This is a genomic window from Thermocatellispora tengchongensis (genome assembly GCF_014202315.1).
GTDB lineage: Bacteria > Actinomycetota > Actinomycetes > Streptosporangiales > Streptosporangiaceae > Thermocatellispora > Thermocatellispora tengchongensis.
The window spans coordinates 418344-442452 of record NZ_JACHGN010000001.1; the positions used below are offsets into that span (position 1 = coordinate 418344).

The window sequence follows — 24109 nt, forward strand, 5'->3', positions numbered from 1 at the left end:
TGGATGATCGCTAGACGGTCAGCCCGGCGGCGCGCAGCTCGTCCCCGATCAACCGCAGCGTCCCGGGTTCTTGCTGTCGCGCAGCGCGAACGCGTCGTCGAGACGGCCGGCGGCGCGATTTCCACGCAGCTCTCCATCTCCTCCTCGTCCTGGTTGCCCCCGCACAGGCGGCGGAAGCGCCCAGGCGTGGTGTCAGGCTGGTAAAGATCCCGCATGGAAATCTCCTCTCGATTCGGCTCCGGTCCCGGAGCGGCGGCGCGGCCCCAGGCGCGGTCACGCCGGGGGAGCTTTGGCGGCCGGTGTAGGTGCGCTCACCCAGGGAGCCGCGCGGCCGGACGCCGGGCCGACGCGACCGGCACTTCGGGGTCTTCAGTCCTGTGCCACAAGCGCACCGGACCGGGGGGCGCAATTGCGCCGAGAGCGCCTCGGATTCCCTGGTGCCTTTGCCGGGCCACCTGGGACCGGGCCTCCCCGAACGATTTGATGAATCCTCACAGTATTTGTGAATGGTGTGGCCGCGTATCTATCGTCGCCGCCATGGAAACGTCCCTGATACAGCCGATCGATCCCGCGACGCTCCCCGACGCGACGGGCAACTACGCGCATGGCACCTTGGTGGCCGGTGTCCGCCGCGCTGTGTTCGTCAGCGGTCAAGTCCCATGGGCCGGGCAGGGCGCGGTTCCCGAGGACTTCGACTCCCAGTGCCGCTTGACGTGGCACAACGTTTTCGCCGTACTGGCCGAGGCCGATATGGGCGTACGAAACCTCGCCAAGGTCACGACGTATCTCTCCGACCGCATGTACCGGGAAGCCAACAGTCGCATCCGCCAGGAGATTCTCGGAGACCACCGTCCTGCTCTCACCGTCGTCATCGCCGGCATCTATTCCGAAGAATGGCTGCTGGAAATCGAGGCGATCGCGGTCGAGTGACCGATTACCCGATGTGCGCGTCCAGCAGGTGCCGGCCCAGCGGAGTCAGCTCGTGCCGGGCCGTTCGTGCCACCCGGGTGGTGACGACCAGCCCGGCACGTCGCAGATTCGCCACATGTGTCGAGGCGGTTGCCGGCGTGACGCCTAACGCGGTGGCAAGGTCCGTGGTGCCGCAGCCGGGGCGATCGGCGAGAGCCCGCAATACCGCCGCCCGGCGCTCACCGATCGCCCCGGCCAGACGCCCATCCGGCCAGCCGCGTCCACCGGTGTCACGCCAGAACGCCCCGGCCGTGCGCGCCGGATAGAAGAGCATCGGCTGCTGCCGGTCGTTGAGTTGCCGGTGCACACCATCGGTCAGGAACATGCTCGGCACCAAAACCAGCCCGCGACCGCCGAGGGCGAAATCGGGCGCGCTCGGCCCGTCGAATCCCAGATGCGGATACTCCCAACGCACATGTGGAGGGCACAAAGTGGCGAGCATGGCGTCCAGGCCATGCTGCGCCGCGAGCCGTGCGCGATAGGCCACATCCGCCGCCAACTGGGCGTGCAGCCGTGGCCAATCGGCGGCCAGCACCGCTTGGTGGAACGCCGTGAAAGCGTGCCTCAACGTTCGCCGGCCGCGGTCGGGATGGTGCAGCAGCGTGTGGACGACCACCGGAACGGTCTCCAGTACGCCGGCGAACGCGGCCGTGTCCTGTTGCACCGGCACGGATGGGTCGTCAAGCGCCGCGTGGAGTTCGTCCTCGAACGACATCGGGTCGTTAGCAGGCTGCGGCGTCAGAAAGTCCGGCAGATGCCGGGTGTGCGCCGAGCACAGTGTCACCACCGGCCGAGCCGCCGCGGGCAACCCCGCACGACTGGCATGACGCCAGGCGGCCAGGCCGGGCGGCGGTTTCGGCAGGCCGAGGCCACGCGCCGCTTTCAGCGTTTCCTGAAAGGGCAGGATGGCGAATCGGACACGACCGAGGTCCGAGTCGGAGAACACCAGGCGCGGCATACGGCGGAGATTAGCGACATCCTTGTCGCGCAACAGCGGGAACTCGGGATGCCGTCGTCCGGGGACGATCCGCTGGACGAGCCGAAGCCCAAGCCCAAGCCCGCCACGCCGTCGCCAGGGAGCCGGCAGGGCCGCCGGTCGTGCCCTGCCGGCTGTCCTTCGTCAGGCGCAGGGGCTCGCGGACCACGTGATGTAGCCGGTGACCCTGCCCCAGGTCGAGACCTCGCCGTCACAGAACTCCGTCTTGACGCCGACCAGGTTGGTGCGGGCGGGGTCGGAGAAGTACTGGGTGTTGCACATGTAGCCGGCCCGGCAGATGGGGGCGGCCTGCGCGGCGGTCGGTACGGTGGCGAGCACGGCACTCGCCAGGGCGGCGACGGCCAGCACACGTCGGATCATCGATGGTCCTTCCTGAGTACTGAACAGCACCAAGGGTTCGCGGCTTCGTGGGCGCCCCAGCCGATGATCAAAATATGCGTCGTGCGCGAAGAAAAGGCAAGAGGGGCTCGTATTCGTCAGGTCCATATTGTTCTGCATGGACATATCCGGCCGGCCGAGCGTGCATCACAGCAGCTCAACGCTTACTTCGGCGACTCTCCGGGTAATTCGGGGCGTCACAAAGTGATTTTCGTGCCCCGCCGGACACGGTTTTCGGCTCAGCCTCCCGCGCCACGGTCATCGCATTATGCAGACAATCCCGCCACTCCTCCTCGCGGCGTCCGCGCCTACCCCGGCATCGGCGCCTGCCACGCCTCGAAGTGGGCGGTGGAAGGGCTAAGCGCGGCTCAGGCGTCCAAGCGGCGGCGGGCGGACGCTCGCGGCCGATCCTTCTGTCGTGCCGCGACGATGATGAGTGCCCCGGCGACGATTCCGGCGAAGAACGGGGATGGCACGAGAAGGACGCCGCCCACCGCACACCATGCCGCGAGGCCCCAGCCGATCGCGGCGGGCACGGCCACCCCGCGTCCGGCGAGGTGCCAGGTCAGGCAGCCCAGGAGAATCAGGGGCACGGCGAAGCTTCCCGGGCCGGCCCAGAAGGTGACCTCGTTCTGCAAGAACTCCGCCGTCCGTGCGGCGCCCTCGTCCGCGAGCACGAGCGGGACGGCCGCCCATATCCCCCGGTCCACCCAGCCGCTGATGTCGTCCCAGGCGACGAGGGCCAGCAGGGTCGGGTGCCCTATGCCCAGCACGAGCATGATCCCGCTCGCCCAGCGGAGCAGCCGCTTCGTGGAGTTCATCGTGACGTCCCTTCTCGGTGCTCCGCCCCCGCCCGGTCGCGCCAGGCTCGTTCCCATTGCCGGGTCAGGGCCGGGTAGACGATGAGGTGCCGGAAAGGCGCGATGGCGGCCATGTAAAGCCGTCCGAACCAGGCAGGCGGTCGCGGAGCGAGGCGAGTCGTGGCACGGTTCGACCCCTCATCTATACGGTGCCGTACATTTCGTTATGTACGGTAACGTATAGATCGGACGCGATCAACGGAGGTGGCCGGATTCCTGCTGTGGCGCGCACGACACGAGCCCGCTGGATAGAGGCGGGCCTCGAAGCCCTCGCCGAGGGAGGACCCGACGCCGTTCGCGTCGAGGTGCTCGCCGCCAAGCTCGGCGTGACGAAGGGCGGGTTCTACGGGTACTTCGACGGCCGTCCCGCGCTGCTCGCCGAGATGCTCGACGAGTGGGAACGCCGCTGCACGAAGGAGATCATCGCCCAGGCCGACGCCGAGGGCGGCGACGCCGTCGCGAGGATCCGGCGCGTCGGTCAACTGAGCTTCTCCGAAGACCTGCACCGGATCGATCTCGCGGTTCGGGCCTGGGCCCGCCACGATCCGTCCGTCGCGGCACGCCTGCGCCGTATCGACAACGAGCGGATGGAGTTCCTGCGCAGGATGTTCGGCGCGTTCATCACCGACCCCGACGAGGTCGAGGCACGCAGCATCCTGGCGTTCGCGCTCGCGATCGGCCGCCACTTCATCGCCGTGGACCACCCCGGGCACACCAAACGGGAAGCCATCGAACTCGCCGGAGCACACCTGCTGCGCCCGCAGGCGTGACCGCCGGGCGCATCCCCGCGCGGGAGGAGGCGGCGGGACGACGTGGCGGGATGACGTGGCGTTCGCGCAGGTTCCGGCCCCTCCTCAGCCCCGCCTTCACCCCCTCAAGGAGAGTGGGCGGGCATGGCGGCGAAGGCCGGCCCTGGGCGGGTGGGCGGGGTCAGGCGTAGCGGCGCAGTTCCGGGGACGCCCATGCGATCGCGGCCACGGTCACGATGGTCAGCAGGCCGCCGGCGCAGATGACCGGCTGGGGGCCGAGGATCGGGGCCGCGGCGCCGTGCAGGAGGTTGGCGATCTGGGGCCCGCCGATCGTGACGACGGTGAGCGAGCCCTGGATCCTGCCGCGCATGGTGTCGTCGGTGTGCGCCTGGGAGATGGCGTTGCGGAAGGTGCTGAGCATGAAGTTCGCCGCGCCGCCGAGGACGAGTGCCGCGAGGGCGAGCCACAGGTGTGCGGCGAGGCCGAGGAGCACGACGGTGCCGCCCCAGGCCGCGGCGGCCGCCGCCATCAGGGCGCCGTGGCGGCGGGCGCGGGTGAACGTGCCGGACAGCAGGCCGGCCGCGAAGACTCCGGCCGGGTAGGCGGCGTAGAGCAGCCCCAGCTCCGGTCCGCCTTCCGGTGGGCCGCCGTAGGTGTGCTGGGCCAGTTCCGGGAACAGGGCTATCGGCATGCCGAAGACCATCGCGGCGAGGTCCACCGCCAGCACCGCCACCAGCAGCCGGCTGGCGGCCAGGTAGCGGAAACCGGCCAGTATCCGGTTGAGCGGGGTGCGGTTCGGGGCGGTCGGTACCTGGGCGCCTTGCGGGGTGTGGCTCGGGGCGGTCGGTACCTGGGCGCCTTGCGGGGTGTGGTTCGGGTCTGCCTGTACTCGCGCGAGCGGGGTGTGGTCTGGGGCGGCCGGGGATCCCGGGTGGGGTGGCATCGGGGGCAGTTTGGCGACGGCCCATACGGCGCTCAGCAGGGCGACGGCGTCCAGCAGGTACAGCGTGCGGAGCCCGGCGACCGGGATCAGGACGCCGGCCAGCACCGGTCCCAGGATCGCCCCGGTGTAGCGGACCAGCGAGCTGAGGCTGTTCGCCGCCGGGAGCAGTTCCGCCGGGACGAGGCGGGGGACGGCCGCGCCCATCGTGGTCATGATGGCGCCGAAGGTCAGCCCCTGACAGGCGACCAGCACCATCAGGAGGGGAACGGAGCGGGCGTCCAGTGCCGCCTGGGCCCACAGCGCCGCGTACGTCAGGGCGAGCCCGCAGTGGGCGGCCAGCAGCACCCCGCGCCGGTCCCCGACGTCGGCGAGGACGCCGCTCCACAGTGCCGCCACGACCAGCGCGACGAGCGACACCGCGGCGGAGGCGCCCACGGCGGCCGAGGAGCCGGTCATCATGAAGAGCTGCGTCGGTACGGCGACCACGCTGAACGAGCCGCCCACCGCGCAGATCGCCGAGGCCGCCCACAGCCGCCGGTACGCCGGGACGGCCAGCGGGCGGCGATCGACCGTATAGGCCCCCAGCGACCGGGCCGCCCCCCGCGATCGGGCCGTCGGCCCGTTCATGTGGCCCGCTCCAGGGTCACCACGTCGGCGACCACGCAGGCGATGTTGTCCGGCGCGCCCGCGGCGTACGCACGGGAGACCAGCTCGTCGAGCACCTGCTGGGGGCCGCCCGGCCCGGCCAGCACCTCGCGCAGCGCCTCGGCCGGCACGACGGTGGACAGCCCGTCGGAGCACAGCAGGTACCGGTCGCCGGCCTCCGCGCCGTGCAGCGACAGGTCCGGTTGCGTCGTGCCCGCGCCGGTCAGCGCCCGTGCGAGCAGCGCGCGGAGCGGGTGCGAGGCCGCTTCCTCCGGGGTCAGCCGGCCCTCGTCCACCAGCGACTGCACGTAGGTGTGGTCGTGGGTGATCTGGAACAGCTCCCCGTCGCGTACGAGGTAGGCCCGGGTGTCGCCGATGTGCACCAGTGCCAGCCGGGAGCCCGACCACAGCAGCGCGGTCAGCGTGGTGACGGCCTCGCCCGAGGGCGTCGCCGCGGCGATCTCGCGTATCGCCCGGTCCGCCTCGCCGACCGCGTCGGCGAGCGCGCCGAGCAGTTCCTCGGCCGGCACGGTGAGGGTTTCCAGCGGTTTGAGCGCGTCGATGGCCGCCGCGCTCGCCAGGTCACCCGCGAAGCCACCGGCCCCGTCGGCCACGGCCAGCAGCCGAGGCCCGGCGTACGCGGTGTCCTCGTTGCTGGTACGCACCAGCCCCGACTCCGAGCGGGCGGCGTACCGGATGCCGAGCGTGGCCGTGGCCTCGTCCACGGTGCTGCCCCTTCCCGACAGGTAGTCGACGAGGAAGGTGGCCAGCTCCCCTCGGGCGGCGGTCTCGGCCAGCACCTGCTCCCAGTAGCGGGATATCTCCTGGGCCGCCGCGGCGGCCGGGAGGTCGCACACGCGCCGGATGCGCGCCAGCGGCATGCCCAGCCGCCGCAGCCAGGCGATCAGCCGGGCCCGCTCCAACTGCGCCGGATCGTAGAACCGGTATCCCGACTCGCTGTCCACCGCGGCCGGTCGCAGCAGCCCGAGCTCGTCGTACAGCCGCAGGGCCTTCGGTGACAGCCGCGCGGCGCGGGCGAACGCCCCGATCGTCAGCAACTGCCGCACCGCTCCTCCTCGTCCCCCGGCCTGCCGTGGCCGGTGCGGACGATCCTGCGGCTTCCCCCAGGGGCAAGGTCAAGCCCCGCGCCCGGAGCGCCGCGGCGTCAACGGGGCGCAGTCGGTCAGCTTGCCGGTGCCCGGCTCCCAGTTGCAGACGGAGAAGCGGATGTCCCTCACGGCGGGCTCGACCCAGATGAAGGTGCTGCGGTCCAGGCCCTTCTCCTCCGGGTCGTACGGCTCCTGCCGGCCGATGATCTCCTGCTGGCGGATGTCGTCGCCTTCCGCGTCGCAGGTCGCGTACGTGACCCGCACGGCGGCGCCGATGGCGTCGCCGCCGTGCCGGTCGCTGACCTGGCCGCTGATCGTGGCCGTGTACCGTCCGAAGCACAGCCCCTGCGGGGTCGCCTCGTAGATGGTGTGGATGCCCTCGGCGTAGCTCGCACGGTCGGTGCTGTGGCCCGCCATGGTGAGCGTCGTCGCGCTCGCGGGTGGTGCGGTCAGGACGACGCAGGACGCGGTGGCCACCAGGCAGGCCAGGATGATGCGTGAACGCATGACACTCCTTCCGGGATCGCTGGGGGCCGCTCCCTTGCTACCACCGTGGACGGGATCGTCCCTAGTACGGTCGCATCCATGGAGATTTAGCCCTCTATCGCCTTTTAGGGACTTATGGGGCATCATTAAGCCAGCCATCCATAAAACGACCGCGGGAGCTCGGGGCAACCGGGCTGAGAGGGCAGCTATGCCGCTGCCGACCGCATGAACCTGTCCGGATAATGCCGGCGTAGGGAGCGTGTGATGACGTCTGACGTCGTTTCCCCTGGCAGCACCGCATCTTCTCGCGGCGGCACGGAAGCGCCGCTCACTCTCGACCAGGCGCCGCCCAAGACGCTCGGCGCGCTCGACCAGGGGGCCTTCTGGGCCAATCTCGGGGTGAGCCTGCTCGGGTTCTCGGCCGCCGCCGCGCTGCTCATTCCCGTCCCCGGCAGTCCGTTGAGCCTGGTCGCGGCGGTGACCGCGGCGATCGTGGGCAGCCTGATCGGGACGACCATGATCGGGCTGTCGGCCATCCCGGGGGTGCGGACGGGCGCGCCCGCGATGGTGCTGCTGCGAGGGCTGTTCGGCACCCGGCTGTCGTACGTGCCGACCGTGCTGAACATGATCCAGATGCTCGGGTGGGGCGCGTTCGAGCTGTGGGTGATCGCCACCGGCGCGCAGGCGATCTTCGGGGACGGCGTCCCGTACGCCGTGTGGGTGATCGCCGCCGGGGCGCTCACGATCGTGCTCACCATCTGGCCGCTCGGCTCGATCCGGGTGCTGCGGCGGTTCGTGACCGCGGGCGTGGTCGTGTCCATGATCTGGCTGTCGGTCGCGCTGTTCCGGCAGGGGCCGCCGCTGACCGAGGGCTCCTGGCAGGCGTTCGTACCGGCCGTGGACTACGTGATCGCGCTGTCGGTGTCGTGGGTGCCGCTGGCGGCCGACTTCGCCCGGCACTCCCGCTCCGGCAGGGCGGCCTTCGCCGGGGTGGTCGGCGGGTACACCATCGCCCAGGTCGCCTGCCTCACGCTGGGCATCGTGGCGCTCGCGCTGGCGGGGTACCAGAGCCAGAAGGTGATGGACGTGTTCGTGGCCGCGCCGCTCGGCGCGCTGTTCTTCGGCATCCTGGTGCTGCGCGAGGCCGACCAGTCGTTCGCCAACGTCTACTCCACCACGATGTCGCTGCAGAACCTGGTGCCGAGGGTGGACCGGCGGATCATCTCGGTGGCCGTCGGGGTGCTGGTCACCGGCGTCGCGCTGGTGGTGGACGTGGACTCCTACACCGCCTTCCTGGGCCTGATCGGCGGGGTGTTCGTGCCGATGTTCGGCGTGCTGGCCGTGGACTACTTCCTGCTCGGCGGCGCCGCCCGCTGGGACGTCTCCGAAGGCGCGCCCTCCCGGTGGCTGATGGTCGTGCCGTGGGTGCTCGGGTTCGTCACCTGGTGGCTGCTCGCCGCGCCGTCGGAGGTGGGCTGGTGGGCGGCCGTCTGGGACGGCCTGCGCGATCTGCTCGGCGGGTTCACGCCCGCGCCGTGGATGAGCGCCGCGCTCGGGGCGTTCCTGGTCTCCGGCCTGGCCACGCTGCTCATCGGCAGGCTCGCCCCCCGGCGCCGCCTCGGCTGAGGCGGCCCGGGCGCGGGCCCTTGTCCGGCATCGGGAACTGAGGGATCGTGACGGCCTGGGGGCTCATCCAGGATCGGAGACCTCATGCACTCTCCCCACGGGGGCAACGACCCCTATTTCCCGAATCCGGCGGGTCAGCAGGCCACCTCGGGCGCCGCCGTGGCCAGCCTCATCTTCGGGATCATCGGCATCTTCGCCAGTTGGTGCCTGTTCGGCATCCCGTCCATCCTGGCCATCGTCCTGGGCCATGTGGCCGCGGGAAAGACCAGGCGCGGCCTCAGACCCGGGCACGGCATGGCGGTCGCCGGGCTCATCCTGGGCTACATCGTGGTCATCCCGGCGATCATCCTGATCGCGCTGGTCGTCGTCGGCGCCGGCCCCGAATCGCTCGCGGAGTGGGTCAACGACGGTTTCGGGTGGATCGACTCGCTGCTGAACTCCTAGAACCCTCCGGCGAACGACGAGGCCGAGGCCGTCGTGGCCGGACCGGGCGGGCCGGGAACCGGTCCGTCCGGCCTGGAAGACGGTGCGCCCTCGCGGGCCGGTTCCGGCTCGGGCGGCCTGGTCAGCAGCCCTTGAAGCGCTTGTCCGCGGACCAGCCGGTGTTGGCCCAGGACTGCGGTGGCGCGGGCGTGAAGCCCGGGTACAGCTTCGCCAGCTCCTTCAGCAGCCAGTTGGCGAAGCGGGCGGCGCCCTGCGGGCAGGTGTGGATGCCGTCGGCGCTGCGGTCGGCCACGCCGTCCTTGACGCGCTGGTACGTGTCGCCCCACACGGCGCCCGCGTCGAGGAAAGTCGCCTTGCCGGCGGAACCGGCCGCGACCTGCCGGGCGACGCCGGGCGCGCGATTCAGGTCGGCCATGTGCGGCTTGTAGAAGTCGCCGGGCTTGATCGGTGGTGAGGTGACGAAGATGAGCTTCGCCCCGGCCCCGGCCACCGTGGTCAGGAGCCTGTCGTAGGCGGCGCGCTGCTCCTGCCGGCTGCCCCAGTCGTAGGTGGTGAGCTGGTAGATCACCACGGTCGGCCGGGCGGAGGTGATCTGCCCGGGCAACTCCTTCCAGCGCCTGTCCGAGGCGGGGCCGACGACGTTCCCGCCGCCGTCGGAGGCGATGGACGTGAAGCCGACGCCGCTGGCCTTGAAGGCGGCCGCCAGGGGCAGCGCCTCGCCCGCCGCGACGGAGTCGCCGAGGAAGAGCACCTTGGACGGTCCCGGCCCGGCGGACGCGCTGGTCTCGGCTCGGGCCGGCGTGTCGCTCGCACCCGACTCGCCGGCACAGGCGGCGGTCAGCAGCAGCAGCAGCCCCGCCATGCCGAAGGCGAGGTTCCGTGTCTTGGTCATGACTTCGACAGTGCCGCCGCAGTGTCGCGGCACCTCCACCGGCATGTCGCCGTTGTGTCGCAAGTGACCACCGATACGCCCAGGTCGGCGGGCGGTGGCAATACTGGACGGGTGGCTTCGATTCTGCTCATCGAGGACGATCCTCTGGTCCGGCGCGGGCTGCAGCTCGCGTTGCGCGGGCACGGCCACGACGTCCGCACGGCCGACACCGGCGAGGACGGGCTGCGCGAAGTCCGCTCGTCCGCGCCCGACCTGGTGGTGCTCGACCTGATGCTGCCGGGCATCGACGGGGTGGAGGTGTGCCGCCGCGTCCGCGCGGCCGGCGCGGTCCCCGTGATCATCCTCACCGCGCGCGGCGACGACTTCGACGTCGTCGGCGGCCTGGAGGCGGGCGCGGACGACTACGTCGTCAAACCGGTACAGCCCACCGTGCTCGACGCGCGGATCCGCGCCGTGCTGCGCCGCGCCACCGACGCCCCGGACGGCGTTCGCGTACACCGCGACCTGCGCATCGACCTCGCGGCGCTGACGGTGACGGCGCACGGCGAGCCGGTGTCGCTGACGCCGACCGAGCTACGGCTGCTGCTGACCCTGTCCGGGGCGCCCGGCCGGGTGTTCACCCGGCAGCAACTCCTGGAAGAGGTGTGGGAGCACGACTACCTCGGCGACTCCCGGCTCGTCGACAACTGCGTGCAGCGGCTGCGGGCGAAGATCGAGGACGATCCGGGCGCGCCGGAGTACGTGCAGACCGTCCGCGGGTTCGGCTACCGGTTCGGGCCGCTGTGACCTGGCGGCCCTGGCCGCGCGGGCTGCGCGCCCGGCTGGTGGTCGCCGTCGTGCTGGTGACCGTGCTCGGTGCCACCGCGGCGGCGTGGGCGAGCGCCCGCTCGGCGCGGTCCGCGCTGGTCGACTCGGCCCGGCAGCGGCTCGCCCAGACCGTCGCCGGGCAGATCGGCGCGATCGCCCCGGAGCTGACGTATCCGCCGGACCAGGGCACGCTCGACCGGCTGCGCGCCGCCGTCGGCCCGAACACGCTGGTGACGTACCGGAATCTGCGGTCCGCCGACGACACCGGCACCGAACCGGTCACGGGCGCGCTGCGCTCGGCCGTGCGCGCCCGGCACCTGATCGCCACGCAAGTGGTCACCGCCGGCGGCCGGCCCTTCCTGCTGGTCGGCACGCCCATCGTGATCACCGCGCCGGACGGCGCGCGCACCTCGTCCGGCATCGAGGTGTACACCGGGCGCGACCTCACCGACGTCGAGGGACGGGTCGACGACCTCACCCGGTCGGCCGCCTACACCGCCGCGCTGGCGCTGCCGCTGGCGGTGCTGCTCGCGCTGCTGGCCGCGCGCAGCGTCCTGCGGCCGGTGCGCGAGCTGCGCGATACCGCCCGCCGGCTGGCCGCGGGCGACCTCGGCGCCCGCTCACCGCCCCAGGGCGCCGACGAACTGGCCGACCTCGCCGTCACCGTCAACGAGATGGCCGAGTCGCTGCAGAGGATGCAGGCTGACGCCAGGAGGTTCGCCGCCGACGTCTCCCACGAGCTGCGCACCCCGCTGAGCACGCTGATGGCGGTGGTGGACGTGCTGGCGACCGCGGCCGCCGGGATGGATTCGGACGCCCGGGAGTCCTCGCAGCTGGCGATCGCCGAGACGCACCGGCTGGTCGCGCTCGTGGAGGACCTGATGGAGGTGTCCCGCTTCGACGCCGGCACCGCGCGGCTGCGGTTGGAGGACGTCGATGTGGCGGGTGCCGTGCGCGGCTGCCTGCGCGCCCGCGGCTGGCTGGACCGCGTCGAGCTGGTCGCACCGGACGGCGTCGTCCTGCGGCTGGACCCGCGCCGGCTGGACGTCATCGTGGCCAACCTGGTCGGCAACGCGCTGAGTCACGGGGAACCGCCGGTGCGGGTGCAGGTCTCCGTGTCCCGCGACCAGGTGCGGATCGAGGTCGCCGACAGCGGGCCGGGCCTGCCCCAGGACGTGCTGCCGCACGTCTTCGACCGCTTCTACAAGGCCGACACCGCCCGCCCCCGCACGCCGGGCAGCGGGCTCGGGCTGGCGATCGCGCTGGAGAACGCCCGCCTGCACGGCGGCGACCTCACCGCCGGCAACATCGCCGGCGGCGGCGCGCGGTTCACGCTGCGGTTGCCGCGGAACCAGGAGGACGGGTGAAGCGGATCTGCGCGGTGCTGGCGGTGCCGGCGGTCCTGCTGCTCGCGGGCTGCGGGATCCAGCCGTCCGGCGTGACCGGCGGCGGCCAGGCCCCGGCCGGCGTGGCGCCCGGGGTGACGCTGTACTTCATCGACGCGCACAGCAGGCTGCAGCCGCAGTTCCGGCAGACCGGCCGCCTCGGGTCGATCTCCGAGGCGCTGGCCCTGCTGCTGACCGGGCCCGGCTACTCGGGCCTGCGCACCGGGATCGCACCGACCACGGTCACGCGGGTCGGGGTGGCCACCACACCCGGCGTGACCGAGATCCACGTGCCCTTCACGGCGAACGAGATGACCTCGCTGGGCATCGACCAGATCGTGTGCACCGCGCTGGGCGTCCACGTCCAGAGCGGCGGGTCGAGGAGCATGAAGGTGCGGATCATCTTCACCCAGAGCACCCCGGAGTCGAACAAGCTGCGGACCTGCCCGCTGATCAGGTGATCAGCCCAGCTTCGTGACGTCGATCGTGGCCGGGGCCGGTGCGGGCAGCGCCGCCCACAGCACGGCGAGGGCGATCATGACCGCGGCGAACGCCGACAGCCCGCTCCGCCCCCTGGCCCATCGGGCGCGGAACCGGATCGGATCCTCGATCAGGTACTTCGACAGCGCGGCCAGGCCGATCGACACGCCGGCCACCATCGCCGTCCACGACCATCCGCCGAGGCCCGACCGCTGCTGGGACAGCAGCACGATCACGGGCCAGTGCCACAGGTACAGGCTGTAGGAGATCAGCCCGCACCACCGCAGCGGCCGCCACGCCAGGGCCCGGGCGACCATCGCGTGCGGCGCCCGCACACACAGCCCGATCAGCAGCGCGGCGGCCAGCGAGTGCGCGAAGAGCCCGCCGGTGAACAGCCACGGCGAGTCCGTCCCGTCGGCGAGCAGCCACACCGCGCCGATCCCGACCACCGACACCGCCGACGCCACCGACACCGCCGACACGGCACCCGCCCGCCGGTCTATGGCGCGGGCCGGCGCGGCATGCACCGGACGCGTGGCGACCAGGGCGCCCAGCAGCAGCGAGAACGCGCGCGTGTCGGTGCCGGTGTAGACCCGGCTCGGGTCCGCGGGATCCAGGAGGACGATCATCAACACCAGCGAGCCGGCCGAGACCAGCGTCGCCACCACCGCGCCCCAGTGGTCCACCCGGCCCACCCGCTGTGCGCGCCGCGCCCACCACGCGATGATCGCCAGGAGCGCCGGCCACACCAGGTAGAACTGCTCCTCGACCGCGATGCTCCACAGGTGCTCGAACACCCGCTCCGACCCGAACCTGTCCCAGTAGCCGGCCGACTCCACGAGCAGGTGCCAGTTGACCAGATTCGACTGCACCCACGGGCCGTCCGAGAGCGTCGTCCGCACCAGGTCCGGCGGTCCCACCGCCCAGACCAGCACGGTGACCGAGGCGAGCATGCCCGCCAGCGCGGGCAGCAGCCGGCGGACCCGCCTGCCCCAGAACGCGGCGAGCGAGACGGCACCGGTCACCCTGACCTCTCGCAGCAGCAGATCGGTGATCAGGTAGCCGGACAGGGCGAAGAACAGGTCCACGCCGAGGAACCCGCCGGGCAGATGGCCGGTATGGAACAGCAGCACCCCGATGATCGCGACGCCCCGCAGCCCGTCCAGGGCGGGCAGATGCGGCCTGCGTACGCTGGCCGGCGCGGCCTCCTCGGTCGATTGAGCTGGCGTCATGGCGCCGAGCGTGCCGTTCCACTGTCCGGGCACCGTCCGCATGAGGTCGCAGATGTGTCGCAACGGACCACGCCGGACCGGCGGGGAAGCGGGAATCGATCCGGTTGATCGGCAGTCCGGCGCCGCCTGCGCTGAGGCGGCTGAACCCCTAGCCGGCCTCCAGGGCGAGCAGGTGGCGCTTGGCGTCGGGGCCGCCGGCGTACGGGCCGGGGGTGCCGGGCGAGTCGATGACGCGGTGGCAGGGCACGATCACGCAGACCGGGTTGACCGCGAGCGCGTTGCCCACCGCGCGCAGGGCGCGGGGACGGCCGATGCGCTCGGCCACCTCGGCGTACGTGGTGGTGGTGCCGTAGGGGACGGTGGTGAGCATCTGCAGCACCGTGCGCGCGAACGGCGTGGCGAGCTGCAGATCGACCGCCACGGTGAAGGCGCGCAGCCGCCCGGCGAAGTACGCCTCCAGCTCACGCCGCACCGGGTCGATGCGGCGCGGGTCGGGGCCGATGAACCGGCCCACCGAGCGGGTGATCCGCTCGAACACGGTGTGCTCGTCGTCGTAGCTGCACGACACCACCCCCCGGCCGGTCACCGCGACGACGAGGGAGCCCACCGGGCTCTCGACGGTGCCGAAGGCGATGTCGGGGGGCCCGTCGCCGCGATACGCGGGCGAGGTCACCCGCACCAGGGCGTCTAGGTCGCCGGACACGGGCGCTCCCCCTCTTTCGCATGCAGACAGCGCTCACCGCAGCGTATCCGACGGATCGCCACATCGGCGCCGCCCGGCCGGGCGCGCCAGGAATCCATGGGGCGACCCGGAACGCTCCGGCGAAAACGCCAAGATCCGGCCGGGAAAACGGGCACTATGGGAGGGTGGGTGACGAGAGGGCCGCGAGTGACGATGACATCGCACTGGCTGTGCTCGAAAGCTCACCCAATGCGATCGTCGCCCTCGACCGCGATCAGACGGTGCTGGTGTGGAACCCCGCGGCCGAGCGGCTGTTCGGCTGGAGCGCCGCCGAGATGGTGGGCCGGCGCTCGCCGATCGTGCCCGACGAGCTGACCGCCGAGCACAACGCGGTGCTGGAGCGGGTGCGTACGGGCGGGGAGGTGTCGCTGCGCACCAAGCGGTTCTGCCGCGACGGCCGGCTGCTCGACGTGCGGGTCGATACCAGCGCGCTGCGGGTCGGCTCGGGCACGGTCGTGGGCTATGTGTGCGTGCACCACCTGCCGCAGGACGACGCCGACGCCCGCGACTGGGGCGCCCACCGCGACCGGCTGGTCCGCCGGCTGACCGACGTGGTGGGCGACATCAACGCCGAGCTGGAGCTGCCGTCGGTGCTCGACCGGATCGTGTCCGGGCTGACCGAGCTGACCGGGGCCGACGCGAGCGGGTTCGTGCTGCTCGAAGGCGAGCGGCTGCGGCTGGTCAGCGCGCACGGGCTGCCGGCGTCGCTGCGCGGGGCCACGGCCGAGTTACACACGAGCCTGGTCGGCAAGCTGCTGCGTACCGGCAAGACCGTGATGCTGGAGACCAGCGAGCTGGACGACCTGATCTGGTCCGAGCTGCCCGGCCTGCACTCGATCGCGCTGGGCATCGCGGCCGTGGGCGGGCGGCCGTACGGCGCGCTGTACGCGCTGTTCGCCAAGCGCAAGGCCGGTCACGTCGAGCTGGAGCTGCTGGAGCTGCTGGCCGGGCACGCCGGGATCGCGGTCGGCAACGCGATGGCCTACCAGGACGCGGTGCGCCAGCGCGCCCACGAGCGCGCGGTCTTCGACGCCAGCGCCGACGGCATCGCGGTGCTCGACGGCTACGGCCGGGTGTTGCAGTGGAATCCGGCGGCCGGCGAGCTGACCGGCTACCACGCCGACGACGTGATCGGCGGGCCGCCGCCGTTCCCGCTGCCCGAGCCGGGCGAGAAGCTGAGCTTCCAGCTCGACAACGGCCGCTGGCTGGACGTCGTGTGCGCCGAGATCCCCGAGACCGGCGAGATCGTGGTGGATTTCCGCGACATCACCCGGGCCAAGGAGCTGGAGGAGGCCAAGGACCTGTTCCTGGCCACCACCAGCCACGAGCTGCGCACGCCGATAACGGTGGTGCGCGGCTTCGCCAGCATGCTCGACTCGCGCTGGGACAAGCTGGCCGACGCCGAGCGCCGCGCCGCCGTGCACACGATCGCCGAGCGGGCGCGCTCGCTGGGCTCGCTGATGGACCACCTGCTGCTGGGCTCGCGCGCGGGCGCGGAGGAGCTGGCGGTGCGGGTGGAGCCGTTCGACCTGGCCGCCCTGGTACGCGGTGCGACCCTGGGCCTGCCGGTCCTGTCCGACCGGCACCGGGTCGAGGTGGACATCCAGGACGATCTTCCCCTGGTCAGCGGCGATGCGCTGGCCACCGACATCGTGCTCGGCCAGCTCCTGGAGAACGCGTTCAAGTACTCCCCGAACGGCGGCCTGATCCGGGTCGAGGCGTGGCGCGAGGGCCAGAGCGTGGTGGTCGTGGTGGACGACGAGGGGGTCGGCATCGCCGCCGCCGACCGCGAACGCGTGTTCGAGCGCTTCGTCCAGGTGGAGAGCGGCGACCGGCGCAGGTTCGGCGGCGTGGGGCTGGGTCTGTACATCGTGCGCAGCCTCGCACGCGCTCAGGGCGGCGATGTTAGCGCCCATCCTCGCCCCGGCGGAGGGACCAGGATGAGAATGTTCCTCCGAGTGGCGGAATCCTCTACCTGACGCGAAACTCCGGCGTGGTAACGAACCGGTAACGGATAAACTGATCTATTGTCCGATGTGTACAAGCCGTAATCGGCCGGCGGTTTCCTCGACCGGCTAACGGGGCATTTCGGTCGTAGTGGGGTTGCTCCTCAGGGGGGCTTCGGAGTGCAGGGGGAGGTGAGTGCGTCGAGCGCCGTGATGTTGCCCTACGAGTTGTCCAGCGTTGCGGTCGCCCGTCAGCGCCTGTGCTCTGACCTGGAGAAATGGGGAGTGTACGAAGCCGCGATCGACGATGCGGTCCTCGTCGTGAGCGAGCTGCTCAGCAACGCGTTGCGGCATGCCCACCCGTTGCCCTCGGGCGGGGTGGGGGTGGCTTGGCGCTGGACCGACGGCCACGTGGAGGTTGCGGTGAGTGACGGAGGCGCGGCCACCGAGCCGCGGGCCGGCCGTCCCACCCTGTCCTCGCTCGGCGGGCGTGGCCTGGGCATCGTGGAGTTCCTGGCCGAGAGCTGGGGTGTGCGCCACGAGGGCGACGTGACCACGGTGTGGGCCGTGCTGCACTGTCCTCAACCCACCGTGAACGGCCACCACAGCGCGTCGGGCGGATCGGGCAACACCGAGGTGGCCGCCCTGCGCGAGTGCGGCTGACCGGCCGGGCCGTGCCCGGCCGGTCGCACCGGACGCACCGGAGCTGCTGAATCTGCCGCGCCTACTGTACCGCCGCGACTGGCTTGGGGTAGAGCAGCGCGCGCTCGCCGACCGTCCACGCCGTGGAGGCCAGCAGGTACAACCCCGCGCCCAGCGGCATCACCGCCGCCGCCAGCACCGAGCCGAACGGCAGCAGCGGCATGATCCGCCGCATCGAGTCGGCGACCCCCGCCGCGATCTGGGGCTCGCCTCCACCCGGGATGGCCGGGACCGCGAGCGCGGTGGCGTCCAGCTTCGCCCGGCGCGAGGACAGGTACGCCACCACCGTCAGCAGCGCCAGCAGCACCACGAAGACCAGCACCGGCACGCTCAGCGGGCCGAACGCGGCCACGGCCCCGGCCAGCGGCTGGCCCAGCGGCGCCCCGAACAGCACATGCGTGCTCGGCGCGGTGGTCACCTGGTACAGCAGTGCGAAGAACGGCAGTTGCGCGACCGAGGGCAGGCAGCCCGACAGCGGCGAGGCGCCCTCGCGGGCGTACAGGGCGAGCGACTCGCGCTGCAACCGCTCGGGGTTGCGGGCGTAGCGCTTGCGCAGCTTGGCCAGCTCGGGCGCCAGGCGCATCTTGGCCTTCGCCCCGCGCGCCGCCATCAGGGCCAGGGGGAGCAGCAGCACGCGTACGGCCAGTGTGAACAGGATGATCGCCACCGCGGCGGAGTTGGCCCCGGCCAGCGGCGAGATGAGGTCGGCGGTGGCGGCGAGCAGCCCGGACGCGAACGAGATGATCGAATCGAACATGGCGGACGAGCCCTTCTGTCGATAGGGGGACAGGACGACAGAACGGCGCCCGCGCGCTACGCGGGCGCCGGGCCCGCCGAGGGGGCTCTGGGGCGGGGACGGCCGGCGGCGTCGGGATCTCGTTGCCGGACGAACGTGGTACGCCGGGCGCGGTCGCGCGCCGACAGGGGCGTCCACGGATCGGCGCGCGGCTCGGCACGCAGGGCCCGCGCGGCCCAGGCCAGCAGCAGCACGCTGAGCCCCGCGACCGCGGCGCCCGCGAGCATGCCGCGGGGATCGCCGGCCGCTCCGCCCAGGACCGCCACGGCCAGGAGGAGCAGCAGGTACAGACGCGGGGCGTGCACGTTCAGCTCACCGGTGGTCGCGTGAGCTACTTGGACAGCTTGCCGTAGAGCGTGACTCCGGCCACGACCACGACCCCGATCACCGCGACGATGACCAGCAGCTTGAGCATGCCGATCAGCGCGGGGATCACCAGCCCGAACACCACATACAGGGCGAGCAGCACGCCGAGGACGGCGAGAACGATACGAGCCATGTGCCTACCGTACGTCCCACCGCCCTCCGCCGCGACGCAGATCGGCTAACGATCCACTCACTTCGGACCCTGCTTACGGAACGGTGACGACAGGACGGCACGCGGCGCGCCGGCCGTACCGTTGAGTAGGGAAACACCCGGAGGGCGGTGAGCGGTGAGCACGAGTTCGGCGGCCCGCATTCTCGTCGTGGACGACGATCCCACGGTCGCGGAGGTCGTCGCGCGCTACCTTGAGCGCGACGGGCACGATGTCGAGTGCGTGGGCGACGGGGCCGAGGCGCTGCGCCGGGCGCTCGCCGACCCGCCCGACCTGCTGGTGCTCGACCTGATGCTGCCCAAGATGGACGGCCTTCAGGTGTGCAAGAAGCTGCGCGAGCGCTGGCCGGTGCCGGTGATCATGCTGACCGCGCTCGGCGAGGAGATCGACCGCGTCGTCGGTCTGGAGACCGGCGCCGACGACTACGTCACCAAGCCGTTCAGCCCCCGGGAGCTGGCGCTGCGCGTGCAGTCGGTGCTGCGCCGGGCGCGCGGGGCGCCGGTCATGACCGGCACCGGCGTGCTGCGCGACGCCGACCTGCGGGTGGACATCGGCGCGCACGAGGTGCGCCTGGGCGACCAGGAGGTCATGCTCACCGCGCGCGAGTTCGACCTGCTCGCCTACCTGATGCGCAACCCGCGCCAGGCGTTCAGCCGCCAGGCGCTGCTCGACCAGGTGTGGGGCTGGTCGTTCGGCGACTCCTCCACCGTGACCGTGCACGTGCGGCGGCTGCGGGAGAAGATCGAGCCCGACCCGACCGCGCCGCGGCGCATCGTCACGGTCTGGGGCGTCGGCTACCGCTACGAGCCCATGGCGGCCTCCATGGACACGACGTGACCGTGGAGACGGCGTGATCCTGGAAACCACATGATCCTGGAGATCATCGCGGTCACCGCCGGGCTCGGCGTGCTGATCGCGGCCCTCGGAGTGGCCGCGATGCGGCTGCTGCGCGAGCGCTCGATCGGGGTCATGCTCGCCGTCGTCGCCGTGGTCACCGTGCTCGCCACCATCGCGGGGGTGGTCGGAATCACACTGGAGATGCTGATCGCCGACGCCTCGCGCGACATCGTGCTCAGCGTGGTGGCGGTGGGCGGCCTGGTCGGGCTGGGCGTCGCGCTGGTGCTGGCGCGCCGCGTCGTGGCCGCCAGCCGCCGCCTGGTGGACGCCGTGCGCGACGTGAGCGACGACGGCGGCTTCGTGGCCCCCACCGGGCTGCCCGCCGAGCTGGCCACCATCGCCAGCACCCTGGACGAGGCGTACGCCCGGCTCCGGCTCGGCCACGAGCGCGAGCGCGCCCTGGAGAGCGCCCGCCGCGAGCTGGTCGCCTGGGTCAGCCACGACCTGCGCACCCCGCTCGCCGGCATGCGGGCCATGGCCGAGGCGCTGGAGGACGGCGTGGTGGCCGACGAGGCGACCGTGCGCCGCTACCACGCCCAGATCCGGCTGGAGGTGGATCGGCTCTCGGACATGGTGGACGACCTGTTCGAGCTCTCGCGCATCCACGCCGGCGCGCTGCGGCTGTCGCGGCGGCGGGTGGGCCTCGGCGACCTGGTGGCCGACGCGCTGGCCGGCGTGGAGCCGCTGGCGCGGGCCAAGGGGGTGCGCCTGGGCGGCGAGGCCGACGAGGTGGTGCCCGTCGAGGCCGACACCGCCGAACTGGGCCGGGCGCTGCGCAACCTGGTGGTCAACGCGATCCGGCACACCCCCGCCGACGGCGCGGTCTGGGTGCGCGCACACGTGCACGACGGCCGGGCCTGCCTGTCGGTGACCGACGGCTGCGGCGGGATACCCGAGGACGACCTGCCGCGGGTGTTCGAGATCGCGTTCCGGGGCGAGGCGGCCCGCACCCCCACCCCCGAGGGGGGTGGGGCCGGCCTCGGTCTGGCCATCGCCCGCGGCATCGTGGAGGCGCACGAGGGCGACATCGAGGTGGTCAACGAGGGACCCGGCTGCCGCTTCGACATCCGCCTTCCCCTGTCGCAGTGACCCGGACGCCCCCTTTGTCCACAGGGGGGTGGCCACGGACAGAGGTTATCCACAGAGATTCTGTGGATAATCGGGGGGTGGGGTGCGCAGCGCGATGCTCTCCTCGGCGTCGGCCCGGCGGTGCCACCACGGCACGTCGATCGACTCGGCGATGGCGCGGAACGTCGGGCACGGCCAGCGCCACATGCAACTGCGGCAGCGCAGTATCGGGTTGGCCGGGTCGCTGGTGATCCCGCCCGCGTCGCGCGGCTGGTGCAGGTCGAGCAGGCGCAGCCCCAGCTCGCTCAGGCCCAGCAGCTCGTCTCGGGCGATTTCGAGGAAGTCGAGATCGTGGCCGGCGAGGCGGGCCCGGATCGGCACCACGCCCTCGCGGTTGATCAATGCCCGAAGCGGCAGCGTCGCCTCCCGCCACGACGTGGCCTTCTCGGTGAGGACCCGGATCACCTCCAGTCGCTCCCGCAGCCGCTCACGTTGTGGGTCCTCCGGTCTTTCGCTGTGCATCGGTGTCGTGTGGACCACCCGCCCGGACGCCCGCGCCACGCCTGTGGAGACGCCGCCGGGCACGGGCGCGGCGGCCCTGCCCCCTTTCCGGTCACGCCGGTGTCGCATACAGTAAAGCTTCGCGCACTCACCGTTTCCCTGTACTCCAAACGGGGGAGAACGGCCGAGCGACTCCGGGAGCGGGGATCTGCGAGAGAACGTGACCCGGAGCCTGAGCGGCGCTAGTGTGCCCGCTGTGGAGCTCAAGGTCTCGACTCGATCACATGCCGGGAACGTCGTAGTGGCGGTCGCCGGTGAAATCGACCTCTATACCGCCCCCCGCCTCCAGGCCGAGTTCACTCGGCTCCTCGGAGACGGGCCGTCGCGGGTGGTCATCGACATGTCCGGCGTGGACTTCTGCGACTCGACCGGAATGAACGTGCTGCTGTCCGCGCTCAAGCGGCTCAAGGAGCGCGGCGGCGCGCTGGAGGTGGCGGCCCCGCGTCCCGCGGTGCGCAAGATCCTCCAGGTCACGGGCCTCGACTCGGTGTTCGTCGTGCACGAGACCGTGCCCGAGGAGTTGCTGATCTCCGAGTCGCAGGGGTAGCCGGCGGCTACCATCGATCACCATGGACACAGCGGTGATCATTCCGGCGAAGGACGAGGCCGAGCGGATCGGCGCGACGGTCACCGCCGCCCTCTCCCTGCCGGGTGTCGATCTCGTCGTGGTCGTGGACGACGGTTCGGGTGACGCGACCGGCCGTGTGGCGAGGGCGGCCGGCGCCCGCGTGATCCGCCACAGCCGCAACCGCGGCAAGGCCGCCGCCATGGAGTCCGGCGCCGAGGCCGTGCGCCTGCTCGACCCGCCCCCCGCGGGCGACGGCGGAGCAGTCGAGGCCAGGCACCTGTTGTTCCTGGACGCCGACCTGGGCGACACCGCCCGCGCCGCCGCGGCGCTCATCGAGCCGGTGCGCAAGGGCGCCACCGACATGTCCATCGCGATCTTCGCCAACCGGGTCAGGCTCGCCGGCCACGGCTTCGTCGTCGGCCTGGCCGCCGCCGGGATCAAGCGCGCCACCGGGTGGACCCCCGTCCAGCCGCTCAACGGCCAGCGCTGCCTCACCCGCGCCGCCTTCGAGGCCGCCCGCCCGCTCGCCCACGGCTTCGGCGTCGAGGTCGGCCTCACCATCGACCTGCTGCGCCGCGGATTCCGGGTCAGCGAGGTCGAGGTGGACATGGCCCACCGCGCCACCGGCGCCGACTGGCACGCGCAGCTCCACCGCGCCCGCCAGTTCCGCGACGTGGCCCGCGCCCTCCTCGCCCGCGGCGCCCTCACCTCGATCCCGAGCATCTGACGCGCTCGGGCGTCCGACCCGCTCGGGCAACTGACCCGCTCGGGCAACTGACCCGCTCGGGCAACTGACGCGCTCGGGCAACTGACGCGCTCGGGCAACTGACGCGCTCGGGCATTCGACCTGCTCGGGCATTCGACCTGCTCGGGCATCGACCCGCTCGGGCGTCCGACCCGCTCGGGCGTTCGGCCGCTCGCGGCGTGGAGTCCGGCCCTGGAGGGTGCCGGGCTCCACGCGCGAGGCATCGCCATGGGGGGTTACCGTGATCATAACCTCCCGTGGCCGGATGATTGCTTACCGTGCGGTGACGCTTTGATGAGCGTCCCCGGCCGGCCGGAGCGCCGGCCACACAGCGCCGGTCACAGCGGCGACCAGAGCGCGGGGTGGGGGCGGGGTGTGCTGGAATGCGCTGGTGGGTTTCGAACGTGCGGCGTGGCCGGTTCGCGTGTGGGCGGGCGGCGTCGGGGGGAGCCTGGCGCTGACGGTGGCCATCGGGCTGCTCGGCCCGTCGGCCATGGTGCCCGCCCTGGACGGGGAGGCGTGGCAGCCGCCGTACTCGCTGGGCGTGCGGCCCGACGGGCATCTCGTCGTGGCGATGGCCGCGGCGGCGATCCTGCTGGGGGCCGTCGGGCTCGGCGCGGGGCTGCTCGCGCTCAGGCGGCGGGTCCCCGCGGGCGGGCTGTGGGACGCGCGGCGGCTGCTGGTGCTCGGGTGCGCGGTCGCGGGGGTGCTGGCGTTCCTGCTGCCCTCGGGCTCGGCCGACCACCTGAACTACGCCGCGTACGGGCGGATCGGCGCGCTCGGCCACGACCCGTACGCGACCACGCCCGCGATGCTGCCCGCCGACCCGGTCGCGGGGGCGGTGGAGGAGTGGGTGAACACGCCCTCGGTGTACGGGCCGGTGGCGACCGCGGTGCAGGTGGCGGCGAGCCTGGCCGGGGGCGAGTCGGTACGCCTGACCGTGTTCGCGCTCGCGCTCGCCAACGCCGCCGCCTTCGCCGGCACCGCGCTGCTGCTGCACCGCTTCACCGGGGGCGACCTGCGGGCGGCCCTGCTGTGGACGGTGAACCCGCTGGTCGTCTACCAGCTCGCGGCCGGCATGCACGTGGACACGCTGGCCGTCGTCGCCGTGGTCGCCTCGCTGGTGGTGCGGCACCGCGGGGTCCTGGCGGGGGTCCTGCTCGGGGCCGGGATCGCGGTGAAGGTGAACGTCGGGCTGGTGGCGCTGGGGCACGCCTGGGAGCTGCGCCGCTCCCGCGCCCGCCTGGCGGTGGTCGCGGCGACCGCGACCGCGACGGTGGCGGCGGCGTACGCGCTGGCGGGGCCCCACTCGCTGGACCAGATCGGCCGGGCGAGCCGGTCGGTCTCGCTGGCCACCCCGTGGAACATGGTCCAGGACGCGTTGCAGCGGCTCATCGGCCCCGGCGGGTACGTGATCTGGATCCAGGCAGGCTCGCTGGCGCTGCTCGCGCTGCTGGCCTGGCTGCTGCTGGCCGGTATGGAGCGGCACGGCGCGCCGGAGGTGGCGGGGGCGATCGTGGTCGCCTACCTGTTCGCGGCGCCGTAC

General features: G+C 72.3%; 27 protein-coding genes, 1 pseudogene and 1 riboswitch. Of the genes and pseudogenes, 14 read left to right on the top strand and 14 right to left on the bottom strand.

The window, feature by feature from the left end:
- The first annotated feature begins 537 nt into the window (after positions 1–537).
- Positions 538–930: a RidA family protein gene (locus HNP84_RS02105; RefSeq protein WP_185047581.1), complete on the top strand. Its 393-nt coding sequence runs from the start codon at positions 538–540 to the stop codon at positions 928–930.
- Positions 931–934: 4 nt separating this feature from the next.
- Here the strand turns inward: HNP84_RS02105 and HNP84_RS02110 are convergent, their stop codons facing one another.
- The 4 genes from HNP84_RS02110 to HNP84_RS54675 all read right to left on the bottom strand — a co-directional run bounded on the left by HNP84_RS02110 (position 935) and on the right by HNP84_RS54675 (position 3350).
- On the bottom strand, positions 935–1927 hold the full coding sequence (locus tag HNP84_RS02110) for a DUF5937 family protein (RefSeq protein WP_185047582.1): 993 nt from the start codon (positions 1925–1927) through the stop codon (positions 935–937).
- 162 nt (positions 1928–2089) lie between these two features.
- A complete protein-coding gene (locus HNP84_RS02115) occupies positions 2090–2326 on the bottom strand; it encodes a DUF6289 family protein (protein WP_185047583.1) in 237 nt (78 codons plus the stop codon).
- 386 nt (positions 2327–2712) lie between these two features.
- Positions 2713–3165, bottom strand: coding sequence for a DUF6463 family protein (locus HNP84_RS02120; RefSeq protein WP_185047584.1), 453 nt, complete (start codon positions 3163–3165; stop codon positions 2713–2715).
- On the bottom strand, positions 3162–3350 hold the full coding sequence (locus HNP84_RS54675; protein WP_312923565.1) for a DUF2867 domain-containing protein: 189 nt from the start codon (positions 3348–3350) through the stop codon (positions 3162–3164). Before HNP84_RS54675 ends, HNP84_RS02120 begins: the two co-directional genes overlap by 4 nt.
- A gap of 75 nt (positions 3351–3425) precedes the next feature.
- Between HNP84_RS54675 and HNP84_RS02130 the strand changes: the two genes are divergently transcribed.
- Positions 3426–3974, top strand: coding sequence for a TetR/AcrR family transcriptional regulator (locus HNP84_RS02130; RefSeq protein ID WP_312923425.1), 549 nt, complete (start codon positions 3426–3428; stop codon positions 3972–3974).
- 160 nt (positions 3975–4134) lie between these two features.
- On the opposite strand, the gene HNP84_RS02135 is transcribed toward HNP84_RS02130, so the two are convergent.
- From HNP84_RS02135 to HNP84_RS02145, 3 genes are all read right to left on the bottom strand, one after another.
- A complete protein-coding gene (locus HNP84_RS02135) occupies positions 4135–5523 on the bottom strand; it encodes an MFS transporter (protein WP_185047585.1) in 1389 nt (462 codons plus the stop codon).
- Entirely contained in the window at positions 5520–6608 is a 1089-nt protein-coding gene (locus HNP84_RS02140; RefSeq protein ID WP_312923427.1) for a MerR family transcriptional regulator, read from the bottom strand. The genes HNP84_RS02135 and HNP84_RS02140 overlap by 4 nt, the downstream gene beginning before the upstream one ends.
- Before the next feature lie 69 nt (positions 6609–6677).
- Complete coding sequence (locus HNP84_RS02145) at positions 6678–7157, bottom strand: hypothetical protein (RefSeq protein ID WP_185047586.1); 480 nt, start codon at positions 7155–7157, stop codon at positions 6678–6680.
- 141 nt (positions 7158–7298) lie between these two features.
- A riboswitch (TPP riboswitch) is annotated at positions 7299–7410 on the top strand.
- Between HNP84_RS02145 and HNP84_RS02150 the strand changes: the two genes are divergently transcribed.
- Together HNP84_RS02150 and HNP84_RS02155 are read left to right on the top strand one after the other, a co-directional pair.
- Positions 7401–8762 (top strand): purine-cytosine permease family protein, encoded by a 1362-nt coding sequence (locus tag HNP84_RS02150; RefSeq protein WP_185047587.1) that lies wholly within the window; start codon positions 7401–7403, stop codon positions 8760–8762. Its footprint overlaps the riboswitch before it by 10 nt.
- Before the next feature lie 84 nt (positions 8763–8846).
- Positions 8847–9206, top strand: a complete 360-nt coding sequence (locus HNP84_RS02155) for a DUF4190 domain-containing protein (protein ID WP_185047588.1) — start codon at positions 8847–8849, stop codon at positions 9204–9206.
- Between the two features lie 121 nt (positions 9207–9327).
- Here the strand turns inward: HNP84_RS02155 and HNP84_RS02160 are convergent, their stop codons facing one another.
- Positions 9328–10098, bottom strand: a complete 771-nt coding sequence (locus tag HNP84_RS02160) for an SGNH/GDSL hydrolase family protein (protein ID WP_221335738.1) — start codon at positions 10096–10098, stop codon at positions 9328–9330.
- A gap of 111 nt (positions 10099–10209) precedes the next feature.
- Here HNP84_RS02160 and HNP84_RS02165 point away from each other — a divergent pair, with 111 nt between their 5' ends.
- From HNP84_RS02165 to HNP84_RS02175, 3 genes are read left to right on the top strand one after another with little or no spacing between them, the layout of a single operon-like run.
- Positions 10210–10884, top strand: coding sequence for a response regulator (locus HNP84_RS02165; RefSeq protein WP_185047589.1), 675 nt, complete (start codon positions 10210–10212; stop codon positions 10882–10884).
- The gene (locus HNP84_RS02170) at positions 10881–12272 is read left to right on the top strand and encodes an ATP-binding protein (RefSeq protein ID WP_185047590.1); all 1392 of its coding nucleotides are present in this window, start codon (positions 10881–10883) and stop codon (positions 12270–12272) included. Before HNP84_RS02165 ends, HNP84_RS02170 begins: the two co-directional genes overlap by 4 nt.
- A complete protein-coding gene (locus HNP84_RS02175; RefSeq protein WP_185047591.1) occupies positions 12269–12751 on the top strand; it encodes a hypothetical protein in 483 nt (160 codons plus the stop codon). Before HNP84_RS02170 ends, HNP84_RS02175 begins: the two co-directional genes overlap by 4 nt.
- Here the strand turns inward: HNP84_RS02175 and HNP84_RS02180 are convergent, their stop codons facing one another.
- The gene (locus tag HNP84_RS02180) at positions 12752–14002 is read right to left on the bottom strand and encodes an acyltransferase family protein (protein ID WP_185047592.1); all 1251 of its coding nucleotides are present in this window, start codon (positions 14000–14002) and stop codon (positions 12752–12754) included.
- Between the two features lie 148 nt (positions 14003–14150).
- A complete protein-coding gene (locus tag HNP84_RS02185; protein ID WP_185047593.1) occupies positions 14151–14705 on the bottom strand; it encodes a methylated-DNA--[protein]-cysteine S-methyltransferase in 555 nt (184 codons plus the stop codon).
- A 209-nt stretch (positions 14706–14914) separates the two neighbouring features.
- Here HNP84_RS02185 and HNP84_RS02190 point away from each other — a divergent pair, with 209 nt between their 5' ends.
- Together HNP84_RS02190 and HNP84_RS02195 are read left to right on the top strand one after the other, a co-directional pair.
- Positions 14915–16723: a PAS domain S-box protein gene (locus HNP84_RS02190; protein WP_312923434.1), complete on the top strand. Its 1809-nt coding sequence runs from the start codon at positions 14915–14917 to the stop codon at positions 16721–16723.
- Between the two features lie 180 nt (positions 16724–16903).
- On the top strand, positions 16904–17353 hold the full coding sequence (locus HNP84_RS02195) for an ATP-binding protein (RefSeq protein ID WP_185047859.1): 450 nt from the start codon (positions 16904–16906) through the stop codon (positions 17351–17353).
- Between the two features lie 61 nt (positions 17354–17414).
- Here the strand turns inward: HNP84_RS02195 and HNP84_RS02200 are convergent, their stop codons facing one another.
- The 3 genes from HNP84_RS02200 to HNP84_RS02210 are packed head-to-tail and all read right to left on the bottom strand — an operon-like array spanning position 17415 to position 18687.
- Positions 17415–18149, bottom strand: coding sequence for a YidC/Oxa1 family membrane protein insertase (locus HNP84_RS02200; protein WP_185047595.1), 735 nt, complete (start codon positions 18147–18149; stop codon positions 17415–17417).
- A gap of 56 nt (positions 18150–18205) precedes the next feature.
- Positions 18206–18493 (bottom strand): DUF6412 domain-containing protein, encoded by a 288-nt coding sequence (locus HNP84_RS02205; RefSeq protein WP_221335739.1) that lies wholly within the window; start codon positions 18491–18493, stop codon positions 18206–18208.
- A 26-nt stretch (positions 18494–18519) separates the two neighbouring features.
- Complete coding sequence (locus HNP84_RS02210) at positions 18520–18687, bottom strand: hypothetical protein (protein WP_185047596.1); 168 nt, start codon at positions 18685–18687, stop codon at positions 18520–18522.
- A gap of 154 nt (positions 18688–18841) precedes the next feature.
- Here HNP84_RS02210 and HNP84_RS55815 point away from each other — a divergent pair, with 154 nt between their 5' ends.
- Both HNP84_RS55815 and HNP84_RS02220 read left to right on the top strand, forming a co-directional pair.
- Positions 18842–19561 carry a response regulator transcription factor gene (locus HNP84_RS55815; protein WP_185047597.1) on the top strand — a complete coding sequence of 240 codons (720 nt, stop codon included), beginning with the start codon at positions 18842–18844 and terminating at the stop codon, positions 19559–19561.
- A gap of 30 nt (positions 19562–19591) precedes the next feature.
- Entirely contained in the window at positions 19592–20710 is a 1119-nt protein-coding gene (locus HNP84_RS02220) for a sensor histidine kinase (RefSeq protein ID WP_185047598.1), read from the top strand.
- Positions 20711–20755: 45 nt separating this feature from the next.
- Here the strand turns inward: HNP84_RS02220 and HNP84_RS02225 are convergent, their stop codons facing one another.
- A complete protein-coding gene (locus tag HNP84_RS02225) occupies positions 20756–21211 on the bottom strand; it encodes a hypothetical protein (protein WP_246517705.1) in 456 nt (151 codons plus the stop codon).
- Positions 21212–21446: 235 nt separating this feature from the next.
- Here HNP84_RS02225 and HNP84_RS02230 point away from each other — a divergent pair, with 235 nt between their 5' ends.
- The 3 genes and pseudogenes from HNP84_RS02230 to HNP84_RS57030 all read left to right on the top strand — a co-directional run.
- A complete protein-coding gene (locus tag HNP84_RS02230) occupies positions 21447–21797 on the top strand; it encodes an STAS domain-containing protein (protein WP_185047599.1) in 351 nt (116 codons plus the stop codon).
- Between the two features lie 22 nt (positions 21798–21819).
- A complete protein-coding gene (locus HNP84_RS02235) occupies positions 21820–22545 on the top strand; it encodes a glycosyltransferase family 2 protein (RefSeq protein WP_185047600.1) in 726 nt (241 codons plus the stop codon).
- Positions 22546–23026: 481 nt separating this feature from the next.
- Positions 23027–24082: pseudogene (locus HNP84_RS57030) on the top strand (MptA/MptB family glycosyltransferase); the annotation flags it as partial.
- Positions 24083–24109: the final 27 nt, after the last annotated feature.

What these genes read in the sequence shown, in the direction of transcription:
- HNP84_RS02110 (WP_185047582.1), bottom strand. Translation starts at nt 1,927, where the DNA reads ATGCCGCGCCTGGTGTTCTCCGACTCGGACCTCGGTCGTGTCCGATTC.
- HNP84_RS02235 (WP_185047600.1), top strand. Translation starts at nt 21,820, where the DNA reads ATGGACACAGCGGTGATCATTCCGGCGAAGGACGAGGCCGAGCGGATC.
- HNP84_RS02155 (WP_185047588.1), top strand. Translation starts at nt 8,847, where the DNA reads ATGCACTCTCCCCACGGGGGCAACGACCCCTATTTCCCGAATCCGGCG.
- HNP84_RS02150 (WP_185047587.1), top strand. Translation starts at nt 7,401, where the DNA reads ATGACGTCTGACGTCGTTTCCCCTGGCAGCACCGCATCTTCTCGCGGC.
- HNP84_RS02115 (WP_185047583.1), bottom strand. Translation starts at nt 2,326, where the DNA reads ATGATCCGACGTGTGCTGGCCGTCGCCGCCCTGGCGAGTGCCGTGCTC.
- HNP84_RS02120 (WP_185047584.1), bottom strand. Translation starts at nt 3,165, where the DNA reads ATGAACTCCACGAAGCGGCTGCTCCGCTGGGCGAGCGGGATCATGCTC.
- HNP84_RS02220 (WP_185047598.1), top strand. Translation starts at nt 19,592, where the DNA reads ATGATCCTGGAGATCATCGCGGTCACCGCCGGGCTCGGCGTGCTGATC.
- HNP84_RS02160 (WP_221335738.1), bottom strand. Translation starts at nt 10,098, where the DNA reads ATGACCAAGACACGGAACCTCGCCTTCGGCATGGCGGGGCTGCTGCTG.
- HNP84_RS02145 (WP_185047586.1), bottom strand. Translation starts at nt 7,157, where the DNA reads ATGCGTTCACGCATCATCCTGGCCTGCCTGGTGGCCACCGCGTCCTGC.
- HNP84_RS02105 (WP_185047581.1), top strand. Translation starts at nt 538, where the DNA reads ATGGAAACGTCCCTGATACAGCCGATCGATCCCGCGACGCTCCCCGAC.
- HNP84_RS02135 (WP_185047585.1), bottom strand. Translation starts at nt 5,523, where the DNA reads ATGAACGGGCCGACGGCCCGATCGCGGGGGGCGGCCCGGTCGCTGGGG.
- HNP84_RS02225 (WP_246517705.1), bottom strand. Translation starts at nt 21,211, where the DNA reads ATGCACAGCGAAAGACCGGAGGACCCACAACGTGAGCGGCTGCGGGAG.
- HNP84_RS02180 (WP_185047592.1), bottom strand. Translation starts at nt 14,002, where the DNA reads ATGACGCCAGCTCAATCGACCGAGGAGGCCGCGCCGGCCAGCGTACGC.
- HNP84_RS02200 (WP_185047595.1), bottom strand. Translation starts at nt 18,149, where the DNA reads ATGTTCGATTCGATCATCTCGTTCGCGTCCGGGCTGCTCGCCGCCACC.
- HNP84_RS02195 (WP_185047859.1), top strand. Translation starts at nt 16,904, where the DNA reads ATGTTGCCCTACGAGTTGTCCAGCGTTGCGGTCGCCCGTCAGCGCCTG.
- HNP84_RS02210 (WP_185047596.1), bottom strand. Translation starts at nt 18,687, where the DNA reads ATGGCTCGTATCGTTCTCGCCGTCCTCGGCGTGCTGCTCGCCCTGTAT.